Raw genomic sequence first — 20,501 nt, forward strand, 5'->3', positions numbered from 1 at the left:
CACTCCCGGAGGACTAATGCAAGACCTAATGCTCAAGCAGGGCTCGGCACTCGACCGGTATTTCAAAATATCCGAGCGGGGGTCGAACGTCTCGCGCGAGATCCGCGGAGGGTTCGCCACGTTCTTCGCCATGAGCTACATCGTGGTGCTGAATCCGCTGATCCTCTCCGGGCCGGACTCCTCGGGCGCCACGCTGGGCTTCCCCGCCGTCGCCGCCGTCACCGCGTTCGTGGCCGGCATCCTGACCATCCTCATGGGCGCGTGGGCCAAGCATCCCTTCGCCCTGGCCACCGGGCTCGGCGTCAACGCGTTCGTCGCCGTCACGGTGGCCACGAACCCCGGCCTGACCTGGCCGGACATGATGGGCCTGGTGATGCTCTCGGGCATCACTATGCTGATCCTGGTCCTCACCGGCTTCCGGACGGCCGTGTTCAAGGCCGTACCCGAGGGGCTGAAGACCGCGATCGTGGTGGGCATCGGCCTGTTCATCGCCCTGATCGGTCTCGTCAACGCGGGCTTCGTGCGCCGCGTCCCCGATGTCGCCGGCACCACCGTCCCGGTCGGCCTGGGCTTCGACGGCAAGCTCCTGGGCTGGCCGACGTTCGTGTTCGTCTTCGGCCTGATCCTGACCATCGCGCTGGTGGTCCGCAAGGTCAAGGGCGCCATCCTGATCGGCATCGTGGCCTCGACCATCCTGTCCGTGATCCTGGAATCCATCCTGCACATCGGGCCCAGCTTTGACGGCAAGAACCACAACCCGCAGGGCTGGTCCCTCGTGGCACCGCAGTTCTCCGAGTGGGCGGCCCCGGACCTGTCCCTGATCGGCAAGGCCAACCCCTTCGGCGCCTTTGAACACCTCGGCTTCGTCGCGGCGACCCTGCTGGCGTTCGTGATCCTGCTCAGCATCTTCTTCGATGCCATGGGCACGATGGTTGGCCTGGCCACCGAGGCCGGCACCATCGACAAGGACGGCAACATCCCCGACGTCGACCGCGTGCTGCAGGTGGACGCCCTGGGCGCGATCATCGGCGGCGGCGCCTCCGTCTCCTCGAACCAGATCTACGTCGAGTCCGGTGCCGGCATCGGCGAAGGCGCACGCACCGGCCTGGCCTCGGTCGTGACCGGCCTGCTGTTCCTTGTGGCGATGTTCTTCACCCCGCTGATCAACCTCGTGCCGTTCGAGGCCGTGGCCCCCGCCCTCGTGGTGGTCGGCTTCATGATGGTCTCCCAGGTGGGCAAGATCGACTGGCAGGACTGGGGCATCGCGATCCCGGCCTTCCTGACCTTCACCCTCATGCCGTTCACGTACTCGATCGCCAACGGCCTGGGCGCGGGCTTCATCAGCTTCGTGCTGATCCGCCTGTTCGAGGGCCGGGCCCGCGAGGTGCACCCGCTCATGTGGGCCGTGGCGTCCGCGTTCCTGCTCTTCTTCGCGATCGGCCCGATCGAGGCCGTCCTGGGGATCCACTAACGCAGCCCCGCCCGCGGTCACGCCGCCGGGTGGGCCACGCCCACCCGGGCGTGCCCCACCCGGCGCTGCTTAACCGTTGTTAAGCTCAGTTTCCGGGATTCCGGACAGTCCGACGGCGGCCCGGCTGGTTTTCCGGCCCGGGCTGCGGTGAGCTAGGGGCATGGTTTCTCCCGCGCTCCCCGTTGATGTCCCGCCCCAGCCCTGGACCGGCAGGTTCGACGGCGACGGCGACGAGCACCGGCGCTGGTGGCAGGGGGTGACCCCCTACGCTCCCGGCACGGTTCCGGCGGGTGTCCCTGCTGCGCGCCCCGCCGTCATCCTCGGCTTCGGCAGCGACGCCGGGGTGCGGCGCAACAAGGGCCGGACCGGCGCCGCGGCCGCCCCCGCCGCCATCCGGGCCGCGCTCGGCCCGCTCGCGTTCCACCTGACGCGGGCCGTGCACGACGCCGGCGACGTCACCGTGGCCGGGGACGCGCTAGAGGCAGGACAGGCACGCGCCGGGCTCGCGATCACCAGTCTGCTCGACGCCGGCGGGCTTCCCGTGGTGCTCGGCGGCGGGCACGAGACCGCCTTTGCCAGCTATCTCGGCGTGGCCGGGTCGGCGGCCGTGCGCGAGGGCCTGAGCGTCGGCGTGCTGAATCTCGATGCGCACTTCGACCTCCGCGATGAGCCGGTGCCCAGCTCCGGCACGCCCTTCCTCCAGATGGCCCGCGCCGAAGCAGCCGCCGGCCGGGAGCTGCGCTACGCCGTCGTCGGGATTTCCGAGCCGAACAACACCCGGACGCTGTTCCGGACGGCAGACGAGCTCGGCGTGGACTATCTGCTGGACGAGGACTGCTCGGCGGACGCCGCGTACGCGTTTGTGGCAGCCTTCCTGGCACAGGTGGACGCTGTGTACCTGACCATCGACCTGGACGTGCTGCCGGCCTCCGTGGCCCCCGGGGTGAGCGCTCCCGCGGCCTTTGGTGTGCCGCTGCCGGTGATCAGCGCCGTGTGCCGCCAGGTGGCCGCGAGCGGGAAGCTCCTGCATCTGGATATCGCCGAGCTGAACCCGGAGTTCGACATCGACGGCCGCACCGCCAAAGTGGCCGCCCGGCTGGTCAATACGCTGCTGGGATAGGCGGCGGCCCGGACGTCAGGGTCTGTGCGAGCAGGGCCTGGGCGGACCAACGCATCGACGCCACAGCCTGCTCCTGAGTGAGACCGCCGATGTCCGTCAGCCAGACGAGGGCCTCAATCCCGATGGCACTGCGGATGGCCAGCGCTAGCGCCCGGATTTCAGGTCCGGACAGCTTCCCCTGGAGTGGCGCGAGTGCTTCCTCAAGCCAGGCGATCGCGCGCCCCTGCCGCAGCGGCAAGTCCGACTTTCCGCGGTCACGTTCCAGGGACAGCCTGAGCATGGTCCGCTGCTGCGCCTCGGTGGAGAGGATCAGCCGTGTGAACTCCAGCACGACGGCGTCGAGCCGCTCCGCTGGATCCTCGGGGGCATCCGCCGGCAGCAGGGACTGCCGGGCCGTTTCCGGGTGGGCTGCGGCGAGCAATTCCCGCTGGCTCGGGAAGTAGCGGTAGGCCGTGCTCCGGGCAATCCCGGCCGCTGCCGCGGTGCCGTCAACGGTGGGGGCGACCCCGTCCGCGACGGCCTCGCGGGCTGCAGCCAACAGGGCCTCAAAAGTGCGGCGCTTCTGCCCCGTCCGGCCGGCGTCCTGATAGGGGGTTGACATGGATCTCATGGTACCCGAGTCTTGTCATGGGACACGCGTCCCATGTAGTCCTCGGCGAAGGGGCGATCTTATGGAAACGGCCAACAACCCGGCAGCCATCATCCGCGCGGAAGACCAGGGCGAGCGCCGATGGTTTTTCGGCGGCGGAGTCCACACCTGGAAGGCCAGGGCGGAAGAGACCGCCGGGGCCTTCCTGCTGTTCGAGGACCAGATGTCCGGCGGGAAAATGACACCGCTGCACAGCCACCCCGATTCGGATGAAACCATGTACATCCTGGACGGCGAGATCCTCGTGCATATGGACGGGAGAGAGCACCGGATCGGCCCCGGCGGACTGGCCGTGGCCCCGCGGGGCGTTCCACACGCCTTCATGGTGGTCTCCGACTCGGCCCGGATGCTTTGCCTGCACACCCCCGGATGCTGCGAGGCCTTTTACTGGGACGCGAGCATACCCCTCTCCCCCGGCAACGATGCCGGGGACCCTGCCGGCGAATCCGTCGCGCCGGGCCTGGTTGACTTTGGCAGAGTCCAGGAGTCGGCACGTAAAAACGGCGGGATCGTGCTGCTGGGTCCGCCGCCGTTCACTGGGCACTGACAGCACCGCGCCCACATCTGGGCCCTGGGCCCCGAAACGCAGAAAATCCCCGCCGTGGCGGGGACTTTCTGGTGAAAACGCTCAGCCTAGCTGCGGCGGACCTGCACACCGTCGGACTGCAGGAAAAGCTGTGTTTCGGACGGCCCCGCGGGGACCAGCCAGAGCACATTCCCGCTTACCGAGACCTCTTCGACCTCACCGGCCGCAATGACCTGTGCGTGCTTGACAATTTCGACGCGTTCGCCGACCCGAAGGCCGCTCCAGTCGGAAACCGTAGCTGCGGATGCAAGGCGCCTGGACAGTACCGTGCCGCGTGCTTTCATAGAACTTCTACCCCTTTGTATGTGTTCTTTGCCACAACTTCGTTGGTGTGGACTCTCCATTTGTACTACAGTTCCCGGGCCCCCGCCGTCCGTGTCGCCAAAGATTTCGGGGGCGCCGGGAATTGTTCAGCTGCCCTGCATTTTGTTTCTTCTCAGGCGAGATTTCCGACGGCGGATTCGGCCGCCGCCCGGACCTTGCCCGAAGCCACGAGGGCATCCGCCGCTTCGAGCTCCGGTGACAGGAACCTGTCGGTGCCCGGACCGTCGACGACGTCGCGCAGCGCGGCGATCACGGCCGCGCCCGCAGGTCCCGGCGTGAGTTCGCCGCCGGAGAGCTGGGTGCGGATGTCCAGCGCCCGGGCCGAGGTCACCAGTTCGATCGCCAGGACCCGGCGCAGGTTCTCCACCGAGCGGCGGAGCTTGCGGGCCGCGTGCCAGCCCATGGAGACGTGGTCCTCCTGCATCGCCGAGCTCGGGATCGAGTCCACCGATGCCGGGACGGCCAGCCGCTTGTTGTCCGAAACCAGGCCGGCCTGCGTGTACTGGGCGATCATGAGGCCCGAGTCGACGCCGGGGTCCGAGGCCAGGAAGGCGGGCAGCCCGTGCGAGCGGGCCGGGTCCAGCATCCGGTCGGTCCGGCGCTCGGCGATGGAGCTCAGGTCCGCGACGGCGATCGCCAGGAAGTCCAGCACGTAGGCCACCGGGGCGCCGTGGAAGTTGCCGTTGGAGCTGACCCGGCCGTCGGGCAGGACCACCGGGTTGTCGATCGCGGCGGCCAGTTCGCGGGAGGCGACCAGGGCGGCATGGTCCACGGTGTCGCGGACGGCGCCGGCCACCTGGGGTGCGCAGCGCAGCGAGTAGGCGTCCTGGACCTTGGTGTCGTTGATCCGGTGCGAGGCCACGATCGGGGAGTTGGACAGCACACGGAGCATGTTGTCCGCGGCGGCGGCCTGGCCCGGGTGCGGGCGCAGCGCCGCGTGCAGCTCCGGCAGGAACACCTGGTCGGTGCCGAGCAGCGCCTCGACGCTGAGCGCGGCGGTGATGTCCGCCGTCGTAAGCAGCTGGCGGGTGTCCGCGATGGCCATCAGCAGCATGCCGAGCATGCCCTCGGTGCCGTTGACGAGGGCCAAGCCCTCCTTTTCGGCCAGCGTGACGGGTTCGATGCCGTGCGCGGCGAGGAGCTCGGCGACCGGGCGGGCATCCTTGCTCCCGTACAGTGTGCCGTCGGGGCCGGTCGCCTCGCCTTCGCCCATCAGGACCAGGGCGCAGTGGGACAGCGGCGCGAGGTCGCCCGAGCAGCCAAGGGAGCCGAATTCGCGGACCACCGGGGTGATGCCGGCGTTGAGCACGTCCACCATGGTCTGCAGCACCACCGGGCGGACGCCGGTGCGGCCGGAGGCCAGGGTCTTGGCGCGCAGGAACATGATGCCGCGGACCACTTCGCGTTCCACGGCCGGGCCCATGCCGGCGGCGTGGCTGCGGATCAGGGATTTCTGCAGCTGGGTGCGCAGCTCGTTGGGGATGTGCCGGTTGGCCAGCGCCCCGAAGCCGGTGGAGATCCCGTAGGCCGGGACCTCGCTGTGGGCGAGGTCGTCGATGTGGGCACGGACCTTGGCGACGGCGTCCAGGGCGTCCTGGGCGATGGTGACGTGGGCGTCGTGGCGGGCGACGGCGACGACGTCTTCGGGGGTGACACCGCTGGAACCGAGTGTGACGGTGAGCGGTGAATGCGTGGTGATAGTCATGGTGAAGTCCTACTTCGTTTCGTTCATCGGGATGCGGACGCCGCGTTCCTTGGCGACTTCGACGGCGCGGTCGTAGCCGGCGTCGGCGTGGCGGATGACGCCCATGCCGGGATCGTTGGTCAGGAGGCGCGCGAGCTTTTCCGCGGCGAGGTCGGTGCCGTCGGCAACGGAGACCTGGCCGGCGTGGATGGAGCGGCCGATGCCGACCCCGCCGCCGTGGTGGATGGAAACCCAGGTGGCGCCGGAGGCCGTGTTGAGAAGGGCGTTGAGCAGCGGCCAGTCGGCGATCGCGTCGGAGCCGTCGGCCATGGCCTCGGTCTCGCGGTACGGGGAGGCGACGGAGCCGGAGTCGAGGTGGTCGCGGCCGATCACGATGGGCGCCTTGACCTTGCCCTCCTTGACGAGCTGGTTGAACAGCAGGCCGGCCTTGGCGCGTTCGCCATAGCCGAGCCAGCAGATGCGGGCCGGCAGGCCTTCGAACTCGACCCGTTCGGCGGCGGCATCGAGCCAGCGGTGCAGGTGCTTGTTCTCGGGGAAGAGCTCTTTGATGGCCTTGTCCGTGACTGCGATGTCCTCGGGGTCGCCGGAGAGGGCCACCCAGCGGAACGGGCCGAGGCCCTCGCAGAACAGCGGCCGGATGTAGGCCGGGACGAAGCCGGGGAATTCGAAGGCGCGGTTGTAGCCGCCCTTCCGGGCCTCGTCGCGGATGGAGTTGCCGTAGTCGAAGACCTCGGCGCCGGCGTCCTGGAACTCGACCATCGCCTGGACGTGCTTGGCCATCGAGGCCTGGGCCTTCTTGGTGAAGCCCTCGGGATCTGCCGCGGCCTCGCTGTGCCATTCCTCCACCGTGATGCCCTCGGGCAGGTAGCTCAGGGGGTCGTGCGCGGAGGTCTGGTCCGTGACGATGTCGACGGTGAGCTCGCCGGCGTTGTGGCGGCGCAGGATCTCGGGGAAGATCTCCGCGGCGTTGCCGACGTAGCCCACGGACCAGCCGCGGCGTTCTTCCTTGGCCTTCAGGACCTTGGCGATCGCGGCGTCGAGATCAGTTTCGACCTCGTCGAGGTAGCGCTTCCCGGCCCGGCGGCGCAGGCGGGTCTCGTCGACGTCGACAATCAGGCAGGCGCCGTCGTTCAGGGTGACGGCGAGCGGCTGGGCGCCGCCCATGCCGCCGCAGCCGCCGGTGAGGGTCAGGGTGCCGGCGAGCGTGCCGTTCTCGTCCCCGGTGAGCTTACGGGCGATCGCGGCGAAGGTCTCGAAGGTGCCCTGCAGGATGCCCTGGGTGCCGATATAGATCCAGGACCCGGCGGTCATCTGGCCGTACATCATCAGGCCCTCGGCCTCGAGCCGGCGGAACTCGGGCCAGTTCGCCCAGTCGCCGACGAGGTTGGAGTTGGCCAGCAGCACGCGCGGTGCCCATTCGTTGGTGCGGAAGACGCCGACCGGCTTGCCGGACTGGACCAGCAGGGTCTCGTCCTTTTCCATGGTTTCCAGGGTGCGGGTGATGGCGTCGAACGCGGCCCAGGACCGGACGGCGCGGCCGGTGCCGCCGTAGACCACCAGGTCATCGGGGCGCTCGGCGACCTCGGGATCGAGGTTGTTCATGAGCATGCGCAGCGGGGCTTCCGTCTGCCAGCTCTTGGCGGTGAGCTCGGTGCCGCGGGCTGCTTTGACCGGGCGGGCACCGGTGGTGAAATCGGCGGGTGCCATGAGGGTCTCCTTTGTCGCTGGATATGTGGCCGGATGATGCTTGTTCGGACTGGTGTCCTGGTGTATCCGGAGGAATGAGGTTCTGTATCAACTAAAGCCCCTTCGCGGCCGCGGAAACAGGCCTGCCGGAGGGGTGCTGTCCGGGATTCCAGACCCTTCCCCTCCCCCGTTGCGCTATCACTTCCGGTTGCCAAAAAGGGCGAATGGGAGCCCTAAGTGACAGCGCAACCGGGGGTGGGGTGGGGTGGGATGGGGCAACCGGTCAGGCGGGGCGGCCGTGGATCCGGACCGAGAGCTCGTTGGCGACCTTCTGGACCCGGGCGGCCAGGACCGGCCACTGATCCGCGGGCAGCTTGTCCTCCAGGAACGTCACGGCGACGGCGGCGGTGGGCCACCCCACGTGGTCGGTCACGGCGGCGGCGATCGAACCGAATCCGGGCGTGACCTCGCCGTGTTCGGTGGCGTAGCCGCGCTGGCGGACCTGGTCCAGATGCGAAGACAGCGCGGAGTACTTCATGATGGGCGATTCGGTTTCGTGCCGGGCCGTGAAGGCGGCAGCGTTCGGGTACAGCGCCCGCACCTGCGACTTCGGCAGCGCGGCGAGGATGGCCCGCCCGCTGGCCGTGAGATGGCTGGGCAGCCGGACGCCGACGTCGGTCACCAGGGACGGCCGGTTCTTGGCCCGCTCCTCCACGATGTAGAGCACGTCGCGGCCGTGCAGCACCGCCAGGTGCGCGCTTTCGCCGATCACGTCCACGAGCGAGGCGAGCATCGGCCGGCCCAGCCGGGACAGCGGCTCCTGCCGGGAGTAGGCCGAGCTGAGTTCGAATGCGCTGATGCCCAGGCCGTAGCGCTGCTCCTCGTGCAGGTGCAGCACGAAGCCGTTCGCCTCCATCACCCCGAGCAGATGGTAGACGCTGGAGCGCGGCAGTCCCAGCGCGGTGGCAATGTTCGACGCCGCCATCGGCCCGCGCCGGGAGGCCAGCAGCTTGAGGATGCGCAGCGTGTTCTCGGCGGCCGGCACCTTCGACGCCGCCTTGGTTCCGGCGGCCCGGTGGACGGCCTTGGGCGCGGGTGTGTCAGGCGCTGCGGACAAAGTCGCGGCGGACTGCGCCGGAGTCGCGTCGGTCGCAGCCGACAAAGTCTCGGCGGCGGGGCTCACGGCAGTACTGGTGGGTGGCATGGATCCTCTTCAGGGTCGGTGGTGTCCGGTATCCCGTACTTAAGCATGCGCCCGGCGACGGTCAACCGACAGCCTCGCACAGGAACGGCTGTCTGGAATGCCGGACAAAGGCGACATACCTGCGGCGGGCCTTCCGCCCCTAGCCCGGCCAGACCCCCGGTGTTCCGATGAATGTGGGCGCCGGCTTCCCCGTGGTATGCCCGGTTATTGGAACCAGCCCGTCGCCGGCTGAGCCCCATGCGGGATGGTTCCGGAGGGAAGGCACAGACGTGGATGCAGCACTGTCGGGCAGGGTCGCCCTGGTTGCCGGGGCCACGCGCGGCGCCGGCCGCGGCACCGCCGTCGCCCTCGGCGAGGCAGGAGCGGTGGTGTACTGCACCGGCCGCACGACCTCCCGCCACCGTTCGGACTACAACCGGCCCGAGACGATCGAGGAGACGTCCGGGCTTGTCAGCACCGCTGGCGGCACTGGAATCGCCATCGAGGTCGATCACCGCCAGGCTGCGGAGGTGGAAGCCCTCGTGCAGCGGATCGACGCCGAGCAGGGCCGCCTGGACATCCTTGTCAACGACATCTGGGGCGGCGAGGACTTCATCGAATGGAACACCCCGCTCTGGGCCCACGATCTGAATGCCGGACTGCAGATGCTCCACCTCGGTCTGGACACCCACCTCATCACAAGCCACTTCGCGCTGCCGCTGCTCACCCGCCGCCCCGGCGGCCTGGTGGTGGAGATGACCGACGGCACCCGCGAGTACAACGCACAGCACTACCGGGTCTCCGTCTTTTACGACCTCGTCAAGACCGCGGTGCTCCGCCTGGCGTTCAGCCAGGCGGAGGAGCTGAGATCCTCCGGCTGCGCGGCGGTGGCGCTGACGCCCGGCTGGATGCGTTCGGAGATGATGCTCGAACACTTTGGCGTCACCGAGGCAAACTGGCGGGAGGCCGCCGGGACGCAGCCGCACTTTGCCGCGATCTCGGAAAGCCCGCTGTTCGTCGGGCGTGCGGTCGCGGCCCTGGCGGCGGACCCCCACGTGCTCAGCCGCACGGGCGGCTCGTATTCGTCCGGCGCGCTGGCCCGCGAGTACGGCTTCACCGACACCGACGGCTCGCAGCCGGACTGCTGGAGGTACCTCGTTGAGGTCCAGGAAGCAGGACTCGACGCCGACGCCTCCGGATACCGCTGACATCCGGCCGTTCCGTGTCACGGACAACCGGCGGCGGGAAAGACTACGATCGGGTTCATGAAGCACACGTGGGAAACTTCCGCGGACGGCATCATGGCTCTTCCGTCCGGCCGGCTCATTCGTGGGCGCGGCCTGCACTATCCGCTTCCGGCCGGGCCGTTTCCCGAGTTCGGTGTGTACCTGCTGGGCAAGCAGCCGCCGCCCGTGGGGTGGGAGTCCCGATGGGTGCCCTGGCCCGACCTTCGGCTGCCGGTCGACCAGCCGGATGCCCTCGAGGCGTTCCGGGAGGCCTGGCGCCGGGCCGAGACCGAACGGGTTGAAGTGGCCTGCTGGCGCGGGATCGGCAGGACCGGCACCGCACTGGCCTGCATCGCGATCCTGGACGGAGTCCCGCCCGGCCAGGCAGTGTCCTACGTCCGCCGCCAGTACCGGCGCCGGACAGTGGAAACTCCCTGGCAGCGGCAGTACGTGACCCGCTTCCGGACCGGAACGCCCTAGGCGGCTCCGCCCAAAACCGTGACGCCGGCCAACCGGCAAGCGGGCTCAAATGATGACGACGGCCTGCCCGCGGAGGTGCCCATCACGCAGGTCCCGGATTGCCGCCGGCGCGTCCGCCAGGGCGTAGCTCTTGCCGATGACCGGGGTCACCGCGCCCGCCTCGATGAGCCCGGTCAGGAACCGGAGGTCCTCCGCCCGCTCTGCAGCCATGACGCCTCTGAGCCGCTGGCCGACAAACACGGAGAGCAGCCCGGCGCCGAGTGAGCGTTGAAATCCGCCCGTCAGCCGCCCTCCGCCTTCCCCACCGACGATCGCGAGCGTGCCCTTAGGCTTGAGCGCCCGCCGCAGGACGGTGAGCGGGCGGTTGCCGGCGGTGTCCACAATGAGGTCGAATTGCCGGGATCCGTCTGCGAAATCGTCATGTGTGTAGTCGATGACGTGGTCCGCGCCGATCGAGCGGACCAAATCGGTTTTCGCGGTGCTGCACACCCCCGTCACCTGCGCGCCGAACGCCTTGGCGAGCTGCACCGCGTACGCCCCGACACCGCCGGCCGCGCCGATGACGAGAACCTCCTGCCCGGCCTGGATCCTGCCGGTGTTCCGGAGCGCCTGCAGGGCCGTGACGGCCGAGATCGGGACGGCGGCGGCCTGTTCGAAGCTGAGGTTTTTCGGCTTCAGCGCGAGCCGGCCTTCTTTTGCGCACGCGTATTCGGCGAAGGATCCCTCGCAGGTGCCGTACACCTCATCCCCGGTCCGGAAGCCGACGATATTCCGGCCGACAGCCTCCACCCGGCCGGCCACGGCCCGGCCCCGGATCCGGGTCTTCGGTTTCCTGAGCCCGTAGCCGACCACACGGGTCAGGTACGGAAGGCCCGTCATGAGGTGCCAGACGCCCTGGTCGACGCCGGCGGCCCGGACCCGGATCAGCACGTCGTCGTCGCCGGGCACCGGGGCGTCGACGTCGCGCAGTTCCAGCACCTCAACGGAACCGTAAACATCCTGGACGATCGCTTTCATGGTGCTTCTCCTCTGGGTCAGCTCGCCATTCCGTAACCGCAGGCGCCGGGCGACACCTTGAATGTGAAGAAATCCTGACATGTTGTCAAGCTCTTTCGCCGCTCCCCCGCCGGTTGGGGTTCGACGGCGGCGGCGGCCGGCTCCGCGCGCGGAGGCGCCGCACAGTCTGAAATCAAAGACACGAAGTTCCCGTGAGACTCCTCACAGCAAGGCTGGACATGGTCTGCTGGATGGCGATCCCCCTCCCAATGACGAGAAGGTATTCGCATGCAACAAGCCCAAACCGCTACGAAGGCGGCTCCTGCCGAGGCCGGCACCGGCAGCGCTGCCACCGCCGTCGGCGCAGCCGTCGACTCCGTACTCAGCCGGGGACTCAACGTCCGCCACATCCGCTTCATGGCGCTGGGCTCGGCGATCGGCACGGGGCTGTTCTACGGCTCCGCCTCCGCCATCCAGAAGGCCGGGCCCGCCGTCTTGTTGGCCTACATGATCGGCGGCGCCGCGGTCTTCATGGTGATGCGCGCCCTCGGCGAGATGGCGGTGCGGCATCCGGTGTCCGGGTCCTTCGGCCAGTACGCGAGCCGCTACTTGGGACCGCTGGCCGGGTTTGTGACCGGTTGGACTTACGTCTTTGAGATGGCGATCGTGGCCATCGCGGATGTCACGGCGTTCAGCATCTACATGGGATTCTGGTTCCCCGGCGTGGAGCGCTGGGTCTGGATCCTGGCCATCATCTTCTTCCTGGCTGCCCTGAACCTGCTCAGCGTCAAGGTGTTCGGCGAGCTGGAATTCTGGTTCTCCCTGATCAAGGTGGCGGCCATCATCGCCATGATCGCGGGCGGGGCGGCGATCATCGTCTTCGGTTTCCAGGCCGGCGGCGCCACCGTGGCACCAGGGCTCGGCAACCTCGTGGACCACGGAGGCCTGTTCCCGAACGGATTCGAAGGACTCCTTGCCTCCTTCGCCGTGGTGATGTTCGCGTTTGGCGGCGTGGAGACCCTCGGCATCACCGCCGGTGAGGCCGCCGATCCGAAAAAGGTCATCCCCAAGGCCGTCAACACCGTGCCCGTCCGGGTCCTGCTGTTCTATGTGCTGACCCTCGGCGTGCTGATGAGCCTGTTCCCGTGGGACGAAATTGGCAGCAACGGCAGCCCCTTCGTGCAGATCTTCAGCGGCCTGGGCATCCCCGCCGCACCCCACATCCTCAACGCCGTGGTGATCACGGCGGCGCTCTCGGCAGTCAACAGCGACATCTTCGGCGCCGGCCGGATCCTCTTCGGCCTGGCCCGGCAGGGCCACGCACCGGCGAGCTTCGGCAAGGTTTCCCGTCACGGGGTGCCGTGGATGACCGTGGTAATGATGACCGGCATCCTGCTGGTGGGGGTGGTGCTGAACGCCGTGATCCCGGAAGACGTCTTCCTGCTGATCGCCTCGATCGCCACCTTCGCGACCGTCTGGGTCTGGGCCATGATCCTGGCCTCCCATGTCGCCATGAAACGCGAGATCGCCCGCAAGCGCCTGCCGGCGTCGGAGTTCCCGTCGCCGTGGTGGCCCGCCGCCTCCATACTGACGATCGCGTTCATGGCCCTGGTGATCGTGATTCTGGGTGCCTTCGAGGACACCCGGGTGGCGCTGTACGTGGGCGCCGCCTGGCTGGGCGTCCTGGTGCTCGCTTACCGCCTCTGGGTCCGCGGCCACGGCCGGGCGCGGGCGGAACTGGTCGACGAAACCGCCCAGCTCCCGCAGGTTCCCGCCGGGCGGTGATGGTGCCTCGCCCCCAAGGGATTAAGACGCTCCCGGGCGGGCCCTCACGGGGTTAGGATCAGGCATGGTCCCCGCCACCAACCTCTTGGCCTTTGCCCTTGCCGCCCTGGTGCTCATCGCCATCCCGGGGCCCAGCGTGCTGTTCGTGATCGGACGGACGTTGGCCCTGGGACGCAGGGGCGGGCTGTTGAGCGTTCTGGGAAACGCGGCCGGAGAGGTGGTGCAGATCGCCGCCGTGGCCCTGGGCGTCGGCGTGGTGCTGGCCCAGTCCCTGCTGCTGTTCAGCGTGGTGAAATTCGCCGGCGCCGCCTATCTGGTCTACCTCGGGATCCAGGCGATCCGGCACCGCGGCGGCGGCGCGGCGACGGCGTCGACCTCGAACCCGGCCTCGACCGCCCGCGTGCTCCGGGAGGGCTTCATCGTCGGCGCGACCAACCCCAAGTCGATTGTGTTCTTCGTGGCCGTGCTTCCCCAGTTCGTGGACTACTCGGCCGGAGCGATTCCTGTGCAGCTCGCCACCTTGGGTGCGGTCTTCCTGCTCATTGCCCTGGTCTCGGACAGCACGTGGTCCCTCGCGGCCGGGACGGCCCGGCACTGGTTTGCCCGCTCCCCCCGGCGGATCGCCGCTCTCAGCACCACCGGCGGCGTGATGATGATCGGGCTGGGCGGCACGCTGGCCCTGACAGGCACCAAGGACTAGCACGCTGCTCCAGCAGCACAACTCCAGCAGCACAACGCGGGGTCAATTAGCGCCCATTAATACCCTCTGAATGGGCCGTAGCTGACCCCGCGTTGGTTTGAGCGGCGACGGGCTACCGCGCGGACCAGCCGCCGTCCATCGTGTAGCTGGCGCCGGTGACCATGCCGGCGTCGTCGGATGCCAGCCACGCCACCAGGGACGCCACTTCCTCGGGCTCCACGAGCCGCTTGACCGCTGATTCGGTCAGCATGATCTTGGCGAGCACCTCGGACTCCGGAATGCCGTGCACCTTGGCCTGGTCCGCGATCTGCGATTCAACCAGGGGCGTGCGGACGTAGCCGGGGTTGATGCAGTTGGAGGTGACCCCGTGCGCCCCGCCTTCGAGGGCCGTCACCTTGCTCAGGCCCTCGAGCCCGTGCTTGGCCGAGACATAGGCGCTCTTGAACGGCGAGGCCCGGAGCCCGTGCACGGAGGACAGGTTGATGATGCGGCCGAAGTTGTTGGCGTACATGTGCGGCAACGCGGCCCGGATCAGCAGGAACGGGGCCTCCAGCATGAGGGTGATGATGCGGCGGAAGTCGGCCGGATCGAACTCCTCGATGGGGCTGATGCGCTGGATTCCGGCGTTGTTCACCAGGATGTCGCAGTCCAGGCTGAGCGTCTGGAGGGATTCGACGTCGAGCAGGTTGACGGCCCACGCGGTGCCGCCGATTTCGTCGGCGAGCGCGGCGGCGGCGGCCTCGTCCCTATCCGCGATCACCACTTTGGCCCCGCGTGCCGCCAGGGCCCGGACGCTCGCCGCGCCGATCCCGCCGGCGCCGCCGGTGACCAGGGCCTTGCGTCCGTTCAGCGTGTTTTCCATAACTCAGCCTTCCGTGTCAAAAATTCGATGAGGCGGCCGGCTCCAGCGTGGCTGGAGCCGGCCCAAAACTCAAGCAGCTCAGCGGGTGGCTGCTACGGGCAGGCCTTCGCGTTCGGCGTCGGCCCGGTCCACGTCCTCCAACGCGATGCCCTTGGTTTCCTTCAGGCTCAGCACTGCGACGGTGGTGATGGCGCAGGCGACCAGCAGGTAGATCGCGGTGGGCAGCCAGGAGCCGGTGTCCTTGAGCCACTGGGTGGCCAGGAGCGGCGCCAGCGAACCGGCGAAGATCGAGGTGACCTGCGAGCCAAGGGAGACCCCGGCGTAGCGCATCCGGGTCGGGAACAGCTCCGACATGAGGGCCGGCTGGCCGGCATACATGAAGGCGTGCAGGCACAGGCCGATCGTGACGGCCAGGACGATGATCACCGGGTTGCGGGTATCGAACATCGGGAAGGCGAAGAACGGCCAGGTGGCACCGGTGACGGCACCGATGAGGTAGACCGGCTTCCGGCCCCAGCTGTCCACGAGGCGCCCGACCTGCGGGATGACCAGGAAGTGGACGACGTGGGCGATCAGCAGGGCCAGCAGCAGCGAGGAGGTGTCGTACTTGTGCACGGACTTCAGGTAGACGATCGCGAAGCTGACCACGAGGTAATACATGATGTTTTCCGCGAACCGGAGCCCCATGGCCTGCAGGATGCCCTTGGGGTATTTGCGGATGACTTCGCGGACGCCGTAGCTGGCGGACTGATCCTCTTCCAGCTGGGCCTTGGCCTCAAGGAAGATGGGCGATTCGGAGACGTGGGTGCGGATGTAGTAACCGACGAACACGATCACGGCGGAAAGCCAGAACGCCACCCGCCAGCCCCAGCTGAGGAAGTCGGCGGAGCTGAGCACGTTGGACATGATGAACAGGACCAGGGTGGCCAGCAGGTTGCCGACGGGAACGGCGGCCTGGGGCCAGCTGGACCAGAAGCCACGGGACTTGTTGGGGCTGTGCTCGGCGACGAGCAGGACTGCGCCGCCCCATTCGCCGCCGAGGGCGAAGCCCTGGATGAAGCGCAGGAGGACCAGCAGCGCCGGCGCCAGGTAGCCGAGGGTGGCGAAGCCCGGGAGGCAGCCCATCAGGAACGTGGAGACACCGATGATGATGATGGTGAGCTGCAGGGTGGGCTTGCGGCCGAGCTTGTCGCCGATCTGGCCGAAGACAATGCCGCCCAGGGGGCGGGCCACGAAACCGACGGCGTAGGTCAGGAACGCCTGGATGATGCCGTCCAGTTCGTTGCCCGTGGCGGGGAAGAAGTACTTGCCGAACACCAGGGTGGCGGCGGTGGCGTAGAGGAAGAATTCGTACCACTCGACGACGGTTCCCACCATCGATGCGGCGACGATTTTCTTGAGCCCGGAACCCTTGGATGCGGGTGCTGCGGCGGTTGTTGCAGAGCGTTCGTTTACGCTCATCTGGTTCTCCTTAGTGTCCACGGTGACACGCGCTGTGACGCACAGCACTGAAATGGCTTCATTGAGTATTGCCGCACATCCACGGCGATTCAATGGCCAAACCAGCACCCGCTATGTGCAGAATTGCAGATATGAACGCCAATCCCGATGACCTGCTGGTCCTGCTCGCAGTCTCCCGTTCGGCGAAATTCACGACGGCGGCACAGACGCTCGGACTGAACCACACCACCGTTTCCCGCCGGATCGCTGCGCTGGAGAAGGCGCTGGGCGGCCGCGTGCTCTCCCGCGCCTCGGGAGGCTGGGAGCTCACCGAGCTCGGTGCCGAGGCCGTTCGGGTGGCCGAGCAGGTCGAGAGCGCCGTGCGCACCCTGGAGCAGCCCGGGCACACCCCGGACCCCATCACCGGCGTCGTACGGATGACCGCGACGGATGGATTCAGCGCCTACATCGCCGCCCCGGCCGTGGCCCGGCTCCGCCGCGACCATCCCGGCCTCAGCGTCGAGATCATCACCGTGACGCGCCGGGCGCTCCAGCAGCGGTCCGGCCTGGACATCGAGGTGGTGGTCGGCGAGCCGCAGGTGCACCGGGCAGAGGCCGCGCGGCTCGGCGAGTACATGCTGGGAATGTACGCCTCCCGCGGCTACCTCGCCGAGTACGGCACCCCGGCCACCGTGGAGGAACTGACGGCCCACTCGCTGGTCTACTTCGTCGATTCGATGCTGCAGGTGGACGATCTGGACGCCCCGCGGCGGCTGGTGCCCACCATGCGGGATGGGCTGAGCTCCACCAACGTCTTCGTCCACGTGGAGGCCACCCGGGCCGGCGCCGGGATTGGGTTCCTGCCCTGTTTCGCGGCCGACCTGCATCCGGACCTGGTCCGGCTTCTGCCGGATGAATTCGCGGAGCTGCTGCCCTACTGGATGGTGCTCCGGCCCGATTCGATGCGCCGGCCGGCGGTGGCCGCGCTCGTGCAGGCGCTGCGGGAGCAGACCGCGGCGCACCGCGATGCCCTGCTGGGCCGGGGAGCAGCCCCATCGATTGCTCCGTAGCCGCCTCTATAGTGCCGCAAATATAGTGCCGCAAAAGGGCTGCTACGGAGCAGTCGGCGTCCCTGCGCGGGGCCCAGCCGGGGGCTCGGCGGGCGGCTGGGCGGGCGGCTGAGCGAGAACGGGCGGTTCCGCGGCCGGCTCAGCGAGAACGGGCGACTTCGGGTCATGCCGGACGGCGGCGCCGGCCGCGAACGCCCGCACCTTTTCGTCGTTCCAGATGTGGGCCGGCACCGCACCGCCGAGCAGGCGCCGCGCGAGGCCGGGGTCGTCGTCGAACGGGACATCGCTGCCGGCCATGACCATGTTGCCGTAGCGCCGGCCCTTCAGCATGGCCGGATCCGCGATGATCACGGTGTAGGCAAAGGCGTCGGCGATGGTCGCGGCGTCCTCGCGGGCATTCTTGAGGTCCGGGGCGTCGCCGGAGTTGACCACATATATCCCGCCGGGGGCCAGGACGCGCTTGGCGTGCTCGATGAATTCCCGGGTGGTCAGCGGCCGCGGGGTCACCGAGCCGGCGAAGACGTCGCGGATGATCAGGTCCCGGGTCTGCGGGGTCAGGCTCTCGGTGACCTCGCGGGCCTCTCCCACGCGCAGGCGCAGCAACGGCGCCTTGGGCAGGTCGAACCAGCCCCGGACGTAGTCGGCCAGCTTGCCGTCCAGCTCCACCACCACCTGGCGGGCGTCCGGGTAGGCGGCGTGGAAATAGCGCGCCAGGGAGCACGCTCCCCCGCCAAGGTGCAGGGCGCGCAGCTTGGGCCCAGGCTCCCGCGGCCAGCGCGACTCCACCAGGGCTGCCATCCAGCGCATGTACTCGAAGTCGAGGAACAACGGGTCCCCGAGGTCAATGTGCGAGCTCATGACGCCGTTGATGCGCAGGAGCCAGCCGGTGGAATTGTCCTGGTCCGGGATCAGCTCGCAGTCCCCGGTATCGATGTAGTACACCCCGGCCAAAGGACCGGCCGGGCGGGAACCCTTGGGCACTTCCACCACTCCCGGCCCGGCGGTTTGGGCGCCCCGCCCTTTGCCCCGCTTGGCCATCAGCTATCCCCCGCATTGTGCATGTTTCAACCCTAGTTCACCGGCGGCCCCGGAGGCGGCCCCGGGCGCGGCCAGCCCGCGGGACCAAAGCCCCTACACATTCCCGGGCCGCAGGGTTCTACTGGGGCTGCACATAGTGCCGGGCGAAGGGGTGCGTCCGACGAGCCGGGAGGAATAATGTCGGCACCCACAGGGCAGCAGGGCGGCACCGTGGCGGTCGGTTACGGCGGGTCCGGGGCCGCCCAACTCGCCGTTCGCTGGGCGGCCGAATACGCGGCCGCGGCCGGGCTGGACCTCTTGGTGATCCATGCCTGGGTGTGGCCGGTTTTCACCAAGAACCTGGGCCCTGTCAAGGGCGTGGCCGGCAGCGGGCTGCGGCATTCCGCGGAAGCCGTCCTCGCCGAGGGCATCGAGCTGGCACGCGGCGCCGCCCGCGAAGCGGCCGGCGGCGCACCGCTGGGGGCCGAGCGCGCCGTTACCGGGCAGGAGCCGGAACGTCCCGGCCCCGCCGTCGACGGCGTCATGGAGGCCGGGCTCCCGGCGCCCGTGCTGCGCGACGCCTCCCGGGACGCACGGCTGCTGGTAGTGGGCAGCCGGGGCCTCGGCGCCGTCCTGGGCCAGGTGGCCGGCTCGGTCTGCATCGATCTGGCCGGCTCGGCACCCTGCCCGGTGATGATAATCCGGCGCCCGCGCCGGCGGGCCCACCCCGTCGTGGTGGGAGTCGATGCCTCGCCCCGCAGCCCCGCCACGGTGGCCGAGGCCATCCGGTTGGCCAAAGTCCTCGGCGCCCCGCTGCACCTCGTCCACGTCGATCCATTGCGCGGCGGGGCACGGGAAGAGCACGGCCGCCATGCCCTGCTCCACGGCCAGGAGCTGCTCGACCGCGCCATCGACGAGGCCCGCGGGATGGCGCCCGGGCTGGAGGTTACCGGCGCCCTGCGTGAGGGCCATGGGGCCCGGGAGCTCCTCGACGCCGCGGACGACGCCGACGTCCTGGTGCTCGGGACCCACAACCCTGCGGCCGGAGCCGGCAACACGGTCTCCGCCGTGCTGCACAAGGCGCGCTGCAACGTGCTGGTCACCCGCTAGCCGCCGCGAGCGCAACCGATTCGGACCTGCAGACGCTGCAAAGAAGGAGGCCGCGGTGCGAGCATGGCAAGTTGGACTTCCGGGGCCCATGTCCAGCGGCCCCCTCGTGGCCACCGACCGCCCGGATCCTGTGCCGGGACGCGGTGAAGTCCTGCTGAAAGTGCGGGTCTGCGGTGTGTGCCGCACGGACTTGCACCTGGCCGAGGGCGACCTCACGCCGCGGCACGCCGGGGTCATCCCGGGCCACGAGGTAGTGGGTGAGGTGATCGGGCAGGGACCGGGGGCCGCCAGGTTCGGCATCGGCGAACGGGTGGGCGTGGCCTGGCTGGGCGGCACCTGTGGCGCCTGCCGGTTCTGCCTGCGCGGCCAGGAAAACCTCTGTCTGTCCCCCACGTTTACCGGCTGGGACCGCGACGGCGGGTACGCCGAGCTCATCACCGTGGCGGAGAACTTCGCCTACCGGATCCCGGAGACGTTCAGCGATGAGGAGGCTGCGCCGCTCCTGTGTGCAGGCATCATCGGCTACCGGGCCCTGACCCGGGCCGAATTGCCGATCGGCGGACGGCTGGGCATCTATGGGTTCGGCGGCTCCGCGCATCTGGCGGCCCAAATCGCCCTCTACCGGGGTGCCCGCGTGTACGTCATGACCCGGTCCGCGCAGGCTCGCGCGCTGGCCCTGGACCTCGGCGCGACGTTCGCGGGCGGGGCCGAGGAACAACCGCCCGATCCCCTGGATGCCGCGATCCTCTTCGCCCCCGCGGGCGGGCTGGTGCCGGTTGCGCTCCGGGCCCTGGACCGCGGCGGGACGCTCGCCGTCGCGGGCATCCACCTGAGCGATATTCCGCCGCTGCACTACGCCGACGAGCTCTTCGAAGAGCGCCAGCTGCGCAGTGTCACAGCCAACACCAGGGCCGACGGCGAGGAGTTCTTCCGGATCGCCGCCGAGATCCCGCTCCGCCCGACCACTGTGGCCTACCCGTTCGAGGCCGCGGACCGGGCCCTGCGGGACCTGGCGGAGGACCGGATCACCGGAGCGGCCGTGCTGCACATGGACACGACATAGCCCGGAACCATCGCAAGCAAGTCACCAC

At 69.0% G+C, this 20,501-nt stretch carries 19 protein-coding genes; 10 read left to right on the forward strand and 9 right to left on the reverse strand.

Features of this window, described 5'->3' with window-relative positions; translation table 11 throughout:
- Positions 1-28 precede the first annotated feature (28 nt).
- A complete protein-coding gene (locus tag AC1DN2_RS07520; RefSeq protein ID WP_223915341.1) occupies positions 29-1,471 on the forward strand; it encodes an NCS2 family permease in 1,443 nt (480 codons plus the stop codon).
- A 160-nt stretch (positions 1,472-1,631) separates the two neighbouring features.
- Complete coding sequence (gene hutG / locus AC1DN2_RS07525) at positions 1,632-2,591, forward strand: formimidoylglutamase (protein ID WP_476849831.1); 960 nt, start codon at positions 1,632-1,634, stop codon at positions 2,589-2,591.
- Here the strand turns inward: hutG and AC1DN2_RS07530 are convergent.
- Complete coding sequence (locus AC1DN2_RS07530) at positions 2,572-3,192, reverse strand: TetR/AcrR family transcriptional regulator (protein WP_476849832.1); 621 nt, start codon at positions 3,190-3,192, stop codon at positions 2,572-2,574. The genes hutG and AC1DN2_RS07530 overlap by 20 nt on opposite strands.
- Positions 3,193-3,262: 70 nt before the next feature.
- Here AC1DN2_RS07530 and AC1DN2_RS07535 point away from each other — a divergent pair, with 70 nt between their 5' ends.
- The gene (locus tag AC1DN2_RS07535; RefSeq protein WP_476849833.1) at positions 3,263-3,787 is read left to right on the forward strand and encodes a cupin domain-containing protein; all 525 of its coding nucleotides are present in this window, start codon (positions 3,263-3,265) and stop codon (positions 3,785-3,787) included.
- Positions 3,788-3,873: 86 nt separating this feature from the next.
- Here AC1DN2_RS07535 and AC1DN2_RS07540 read toward each other — a convergent pair whose 3' ends face one another.
- From AC1DN2_RS07540 to AC1DN2_RS07555, 4 genes are all read right to left on the reverse strand, one after another.
- Positions 3,874-4,110 carry a hypothetical protein gene (locus AC1DN2_RS07540; RefSeq protein ID WP_018774814.1) on the reverse strand — a complete coding sequence of 79 codons (237 nt, stop codon included), beginning with the start codon at positions 4,108-4,110 and terminating at the stop codon, positions 3,874-3,876.
- A gap of 152 nt (positions 4,111-4,262) precedes the next feature.
- A complete protein-coding gene (hutH, locus tag AC1DN2_RS07545; RefSeq protein ID WP_476849834.1) occupies positions 4,263-5,855 on the reverse strand; it encodes a histidine ammonia-lyase in 1,593 nt (530 codons plus the stop codon).
- Positions 5,856-5,864: 9 nt separating this feature from the next.
- Positions 5,865-7,562 (reverse strand): urocanate hydratase, encoded by a 1,698-nt coding sequence (hutU, locus tag AC1DN2_RS07550; protein WP_476849835.1) that lies wholly within the window; start codon positions 7,560-7,562, stop codon positions 5,865-5,867.
- Positions 7,563-7,824: 262 nt separating this feature from the next.
- Positions 7,825-8,745, reverse strand: coding sequence for an IclR family transcriptional regulator (locus tag AC1DN2_RS07555; protein WP_476849836.1), 921 nt, complete (start codon positions 8,743-8,745; stop codon positions 7,825-7,827).
- A gap of 269 nt (positions 8,746-9,014) precedes the next feature.
- Between AC1DN2_RS07555 and AC1DN2_RS07560 the strand changes: the two genes are divergently transcribed.
- A complete protein-coding gene (locus AC1DN2_RS07560) occupies positions 9,015-9,932 on the forward strand; it encodes an SDR family oxidoreductase (RefSeq protein ID WP_230007228.1) in 918 nt (305 codons plus the stop codon).
- Positions 9,933-9,989: 57 nt separating this feature from the next.
- Positions 9,990-10,430: a protein-tyrosine phosphatase family protein gene (locus AC1DN2_RS07565; protein ID WP_230007227.1), complete on the forward strand. Its 441-nt coding sequence runs from the start codon at positions 9,990-9,992 to the stop codon at positions 10,428-10,430.
- 45 nt (positions 10,431-10,475) lie between these two features.
- On the opposite strand, the gene AC1DN2_RS07570 is transcribed toward AC1DN2_RS07565, so the two are convergent.
- Positions 10,476-11,447 (reverse strand): NAD(P)-dependent alcohol dehydrogenase, encoded by a 972-nt coding sequence (locus AC1DN2_RS07570; RefSeq protein ID WP_476849837.1) that lies wholly within the window; start codon positions 11,445-11,447, stop codon positions 10,476-10,478.
- A 267-nt stretch (positions 11,448-11,714) separates the two neighbouring features.
- On the opposite strand from AC1DN2_RS07570, the gene AC1DN2_RS07575 reads away from it, so the two are divergent.
- Together AC1DN2_RS07575 and AC1DN2_RS07580 are read left to right on the forward strand one after the other, a co-directional pair.
- Positions 11,715-13,211 carry an amino acid permease gene (locus tag AC1DN2_RS07575; RefSeq protein WP_476849838.1) on the forward strand — a complete coding sequence of 499 codons (1,497 nt, stop codon included), beginning with the start codon at positions 11,715-11,717 and terminating at the stop codon, positions 13,209-13,211.
- Between the two features lie 64 nt (positions 13,212-13,275).
- The gene (locus AC1DN2_RS07580) at positions 13,276-13,911 is read left to right on the forward strand and encodes a LysE family translocator (RefSeq protein ID WP_230007224.1); all 636 of its coding nucleotides are present in this window, start codon (positions 13,276-13,278) and stop codon (positions 13,909-13,911) included.
- 112 nt (positions 13,912-14,023) lie between these two features.
- On the opposite strand, the gene AC1DN2_RS07585 is transcribed toward AC1DN2_RS07580, so the two are convergent.
- Together AC1DN2_RS07585 and AC1DN2_RS07590 are read right to left on the reverse strand one after the other, a co-directional pair.
- Positions 14,024-14,773: a 3-hydroxybutyrate dehydrogenase gene (locus tag AC1DN2_RS07585; protein ID WP_223914617.1), complete on the reverse strand. Its 750-nt coding sequence runs from the start codon at positions 14,771-14,773 to the stop codon at positions 14,024-14,026.
- A 78-nt stretch (positions 14,774-14,851) separates the two neighbouring features.
- Complete coding sequence (locus tag AC1DN2_RS07590; protein WP_223914618.1) at positions 14,852-16,234, reverse strand: MFS transporter; 1,383 nt, start codon at positions 16,232-16,234, stop codon at positions 14,852-14,854.
- A gap of 131 nt (positions 16,235-16,365) precedes the next feature.
- Between AC1DN2_RS07590 and AC1DN2_RS07595 the strand changes: the two genes are divergently transcribed.
- Complete coding sequence (locus AC1DN2_RS07595; RefSeq protein WP_476849839.1) at positions 16,366-17,283, forward strand: LysR family transcriptional regulator; 918 nt, start codon at positions 16,366-16,368, stop codon at positions 17,281-17,283.
- Positions 17,284-17,325: 42 nt separating this feature from the next.
- Here the strand turns inward: AC1DN2_RS07595 and AC1DN2_RS07600 are convergent, their stop codons facing one another.
- Complete coding sequence (locus tag AC1DN2_RS07600; RefSeq protein ID WP_476849840.1) at positions 17,326-18,321, reverse strand: spermidine synthase; 996 nt, start codon at positions 18,319-18,321, stop codon at positions 17,326-17,328.
- 177 nt (positions 18,322-18,498) lie between these two features.
- Between AC1DN2_RS07600 and AC1DN2_RS07605 the strand changes: the two genes are divergently transcribed.
- Positions 18,499-19,410, forward strand: a complete 912-nt coding sequence (locus tag AC1DN2_RS07605) for a universal stress protein (protein WP_476849841.1) — start codon at positions 18,499-18,501, stop codon at positions 19,408-19,410.
- 55 nt (positions 19,411-19,465) lie between these two features.
- On the forward strand, positions 19,466-20,473 hold the full coding sequence (locus AC1DN2_RS07610) for a zinc-dependent alcohol dehydrogenase family protein (RefSeq protein WP_476849842.1): 1,008 nt from the start codon (positions 19,466-19,468) through the stop codon (positions 20,471-20,473).
- Positions 20,474-20,501 lie beyond the last annotated feature (28 nt).

The sequence above is a fragment of the Arthrobacter sp. 01L42 genome, from assembly GCF_056400005.1.

Excerpts from the sequence above, each read along its gene's own strand:
- AC1DN2_RS07535 (WP_476849833.1), top strand. The coding sequence starts at position 3,263 with ATGGAAACGGCCAACAACCCGGCAGCCATCATCCGCGCGGAAGACCAG.
- AC1DN2_RS07555 (WP_476849836.1), bottom strand. The coding sequence starts at position 8,745 with ATGCCACCCACCAGTACTGCCGTGAGCCCCGCCGCCGAGACTTTGTCG.
- AC1DN2_RS07540 (WP_018774814.1), bottom strand. The coding sequence starts at position 4,110 with ATGAAAGCACGCGGCACGGTACTGTCCAGGCGCCTTGCATCCGCAGCT.
- hutU (WP_476849835.1), bottom strand. The coding sequence starts at position 7,562 with ATGGCACCCGCCGATTTCACCACCGGTGCCCGCCCGGTCAAAGCAGCC.
- AC1DN2_RS07570 (WP_476849837.1), bottom strand. The coding sequence starts at position 11,447 with ATGAAAGCGATCGTCCAGGATGTTTACGGTTCCGTTGAGGTGCTGGAA.
- AC1DN2_RS07575 (WP_476849838.1), top strand. The coding sequence starts at position 11,715 with ATGCAACAAGCCCAAACCGCTACGAAGGCGGCTCCTGCCGAGGCCGGC.
- AC1DN2_RS07585 (WP_223914617.1), bottom strand. The coding sequence starts at position 14,773 with ATGGAAAACACGCTGAACGGACGCAAGGCCCTGGTCACCGGCGGCGCC.
- AC1DN2_RS07590 (WP_223914618.1), bottom strand. The coding sequence starts at position 16,234 with ATGAGCGTAAACGAACGCTCTGCAACAACCGCCGCAGCACCCGCATCC.
- AC1DN2_RS07580 (WP_230007224.1), top strand. The coding sequence starts at position 13,276 with ATGGTCCCCGCCACCAACCTCTTGGCCTTTGCCCTTGCCGCCCTGGTG.
- AC1DN2_RS07605 (WP_476849841.1), top strand. The coding sequence starts at position 18,499 with ATGTCGGCACCCACAGGGCAGCAGGGCGGCACCGTGGCGGTCGGTTAC.
- AC1DN2_RS07565 (WP_230007227.1), top strand. The coding sequence starts at position 9,990 with ATGAAGCACACGTGGGAAACTTCCGCGGACGGCATCATGGCTCTTCCG.
- hutG (WP_476849831.1), top strand. The coding sequence starts at position 1,632 with ATGGTTTCTCCCGCGCTCCCCGTTGATGTCCCGCCCCAGCCCTGGACC.
- AC1DN2_RS07530 (WP_476849832.1), bottom strand. The coding sequence starts at position 3,192 with ATGTCAACCCCCTATCAGGACGCCGGCCGGACGGGGCAGAAGCGCCGC.
- AC1DN2_RS07520 (WP_223915341.1), top strand. The coding sequence starts at position 29 with ATGCTCAAGCAGGGCTCGGCACTCGACCGGTATTTCAAAATATCCGAG.
- AC1DN2_RS07600 (WP_476849840.1), bottom strand. The coding sequence starts at position 18,321 with ATGGCCAAGCGGGGCAAAGGGCGGGGCGCCCAAACCGCCGGGCCGGGA.
- hutH (WP_476849834.1), bottom strand. The coding sequence starts at position 5,855 with ATGACTATCACCACGCATTCACCGCTCACCGTCACACTCGGTTCCAGC.
- AC1DN2_RS07595 (WP_476849839.1), top strand. The coding sequence starts at position 16,366 with ATGAACGCCAATCCCGATGACCTGCTGGTCCTGCTCGCAGTCTCCCGT.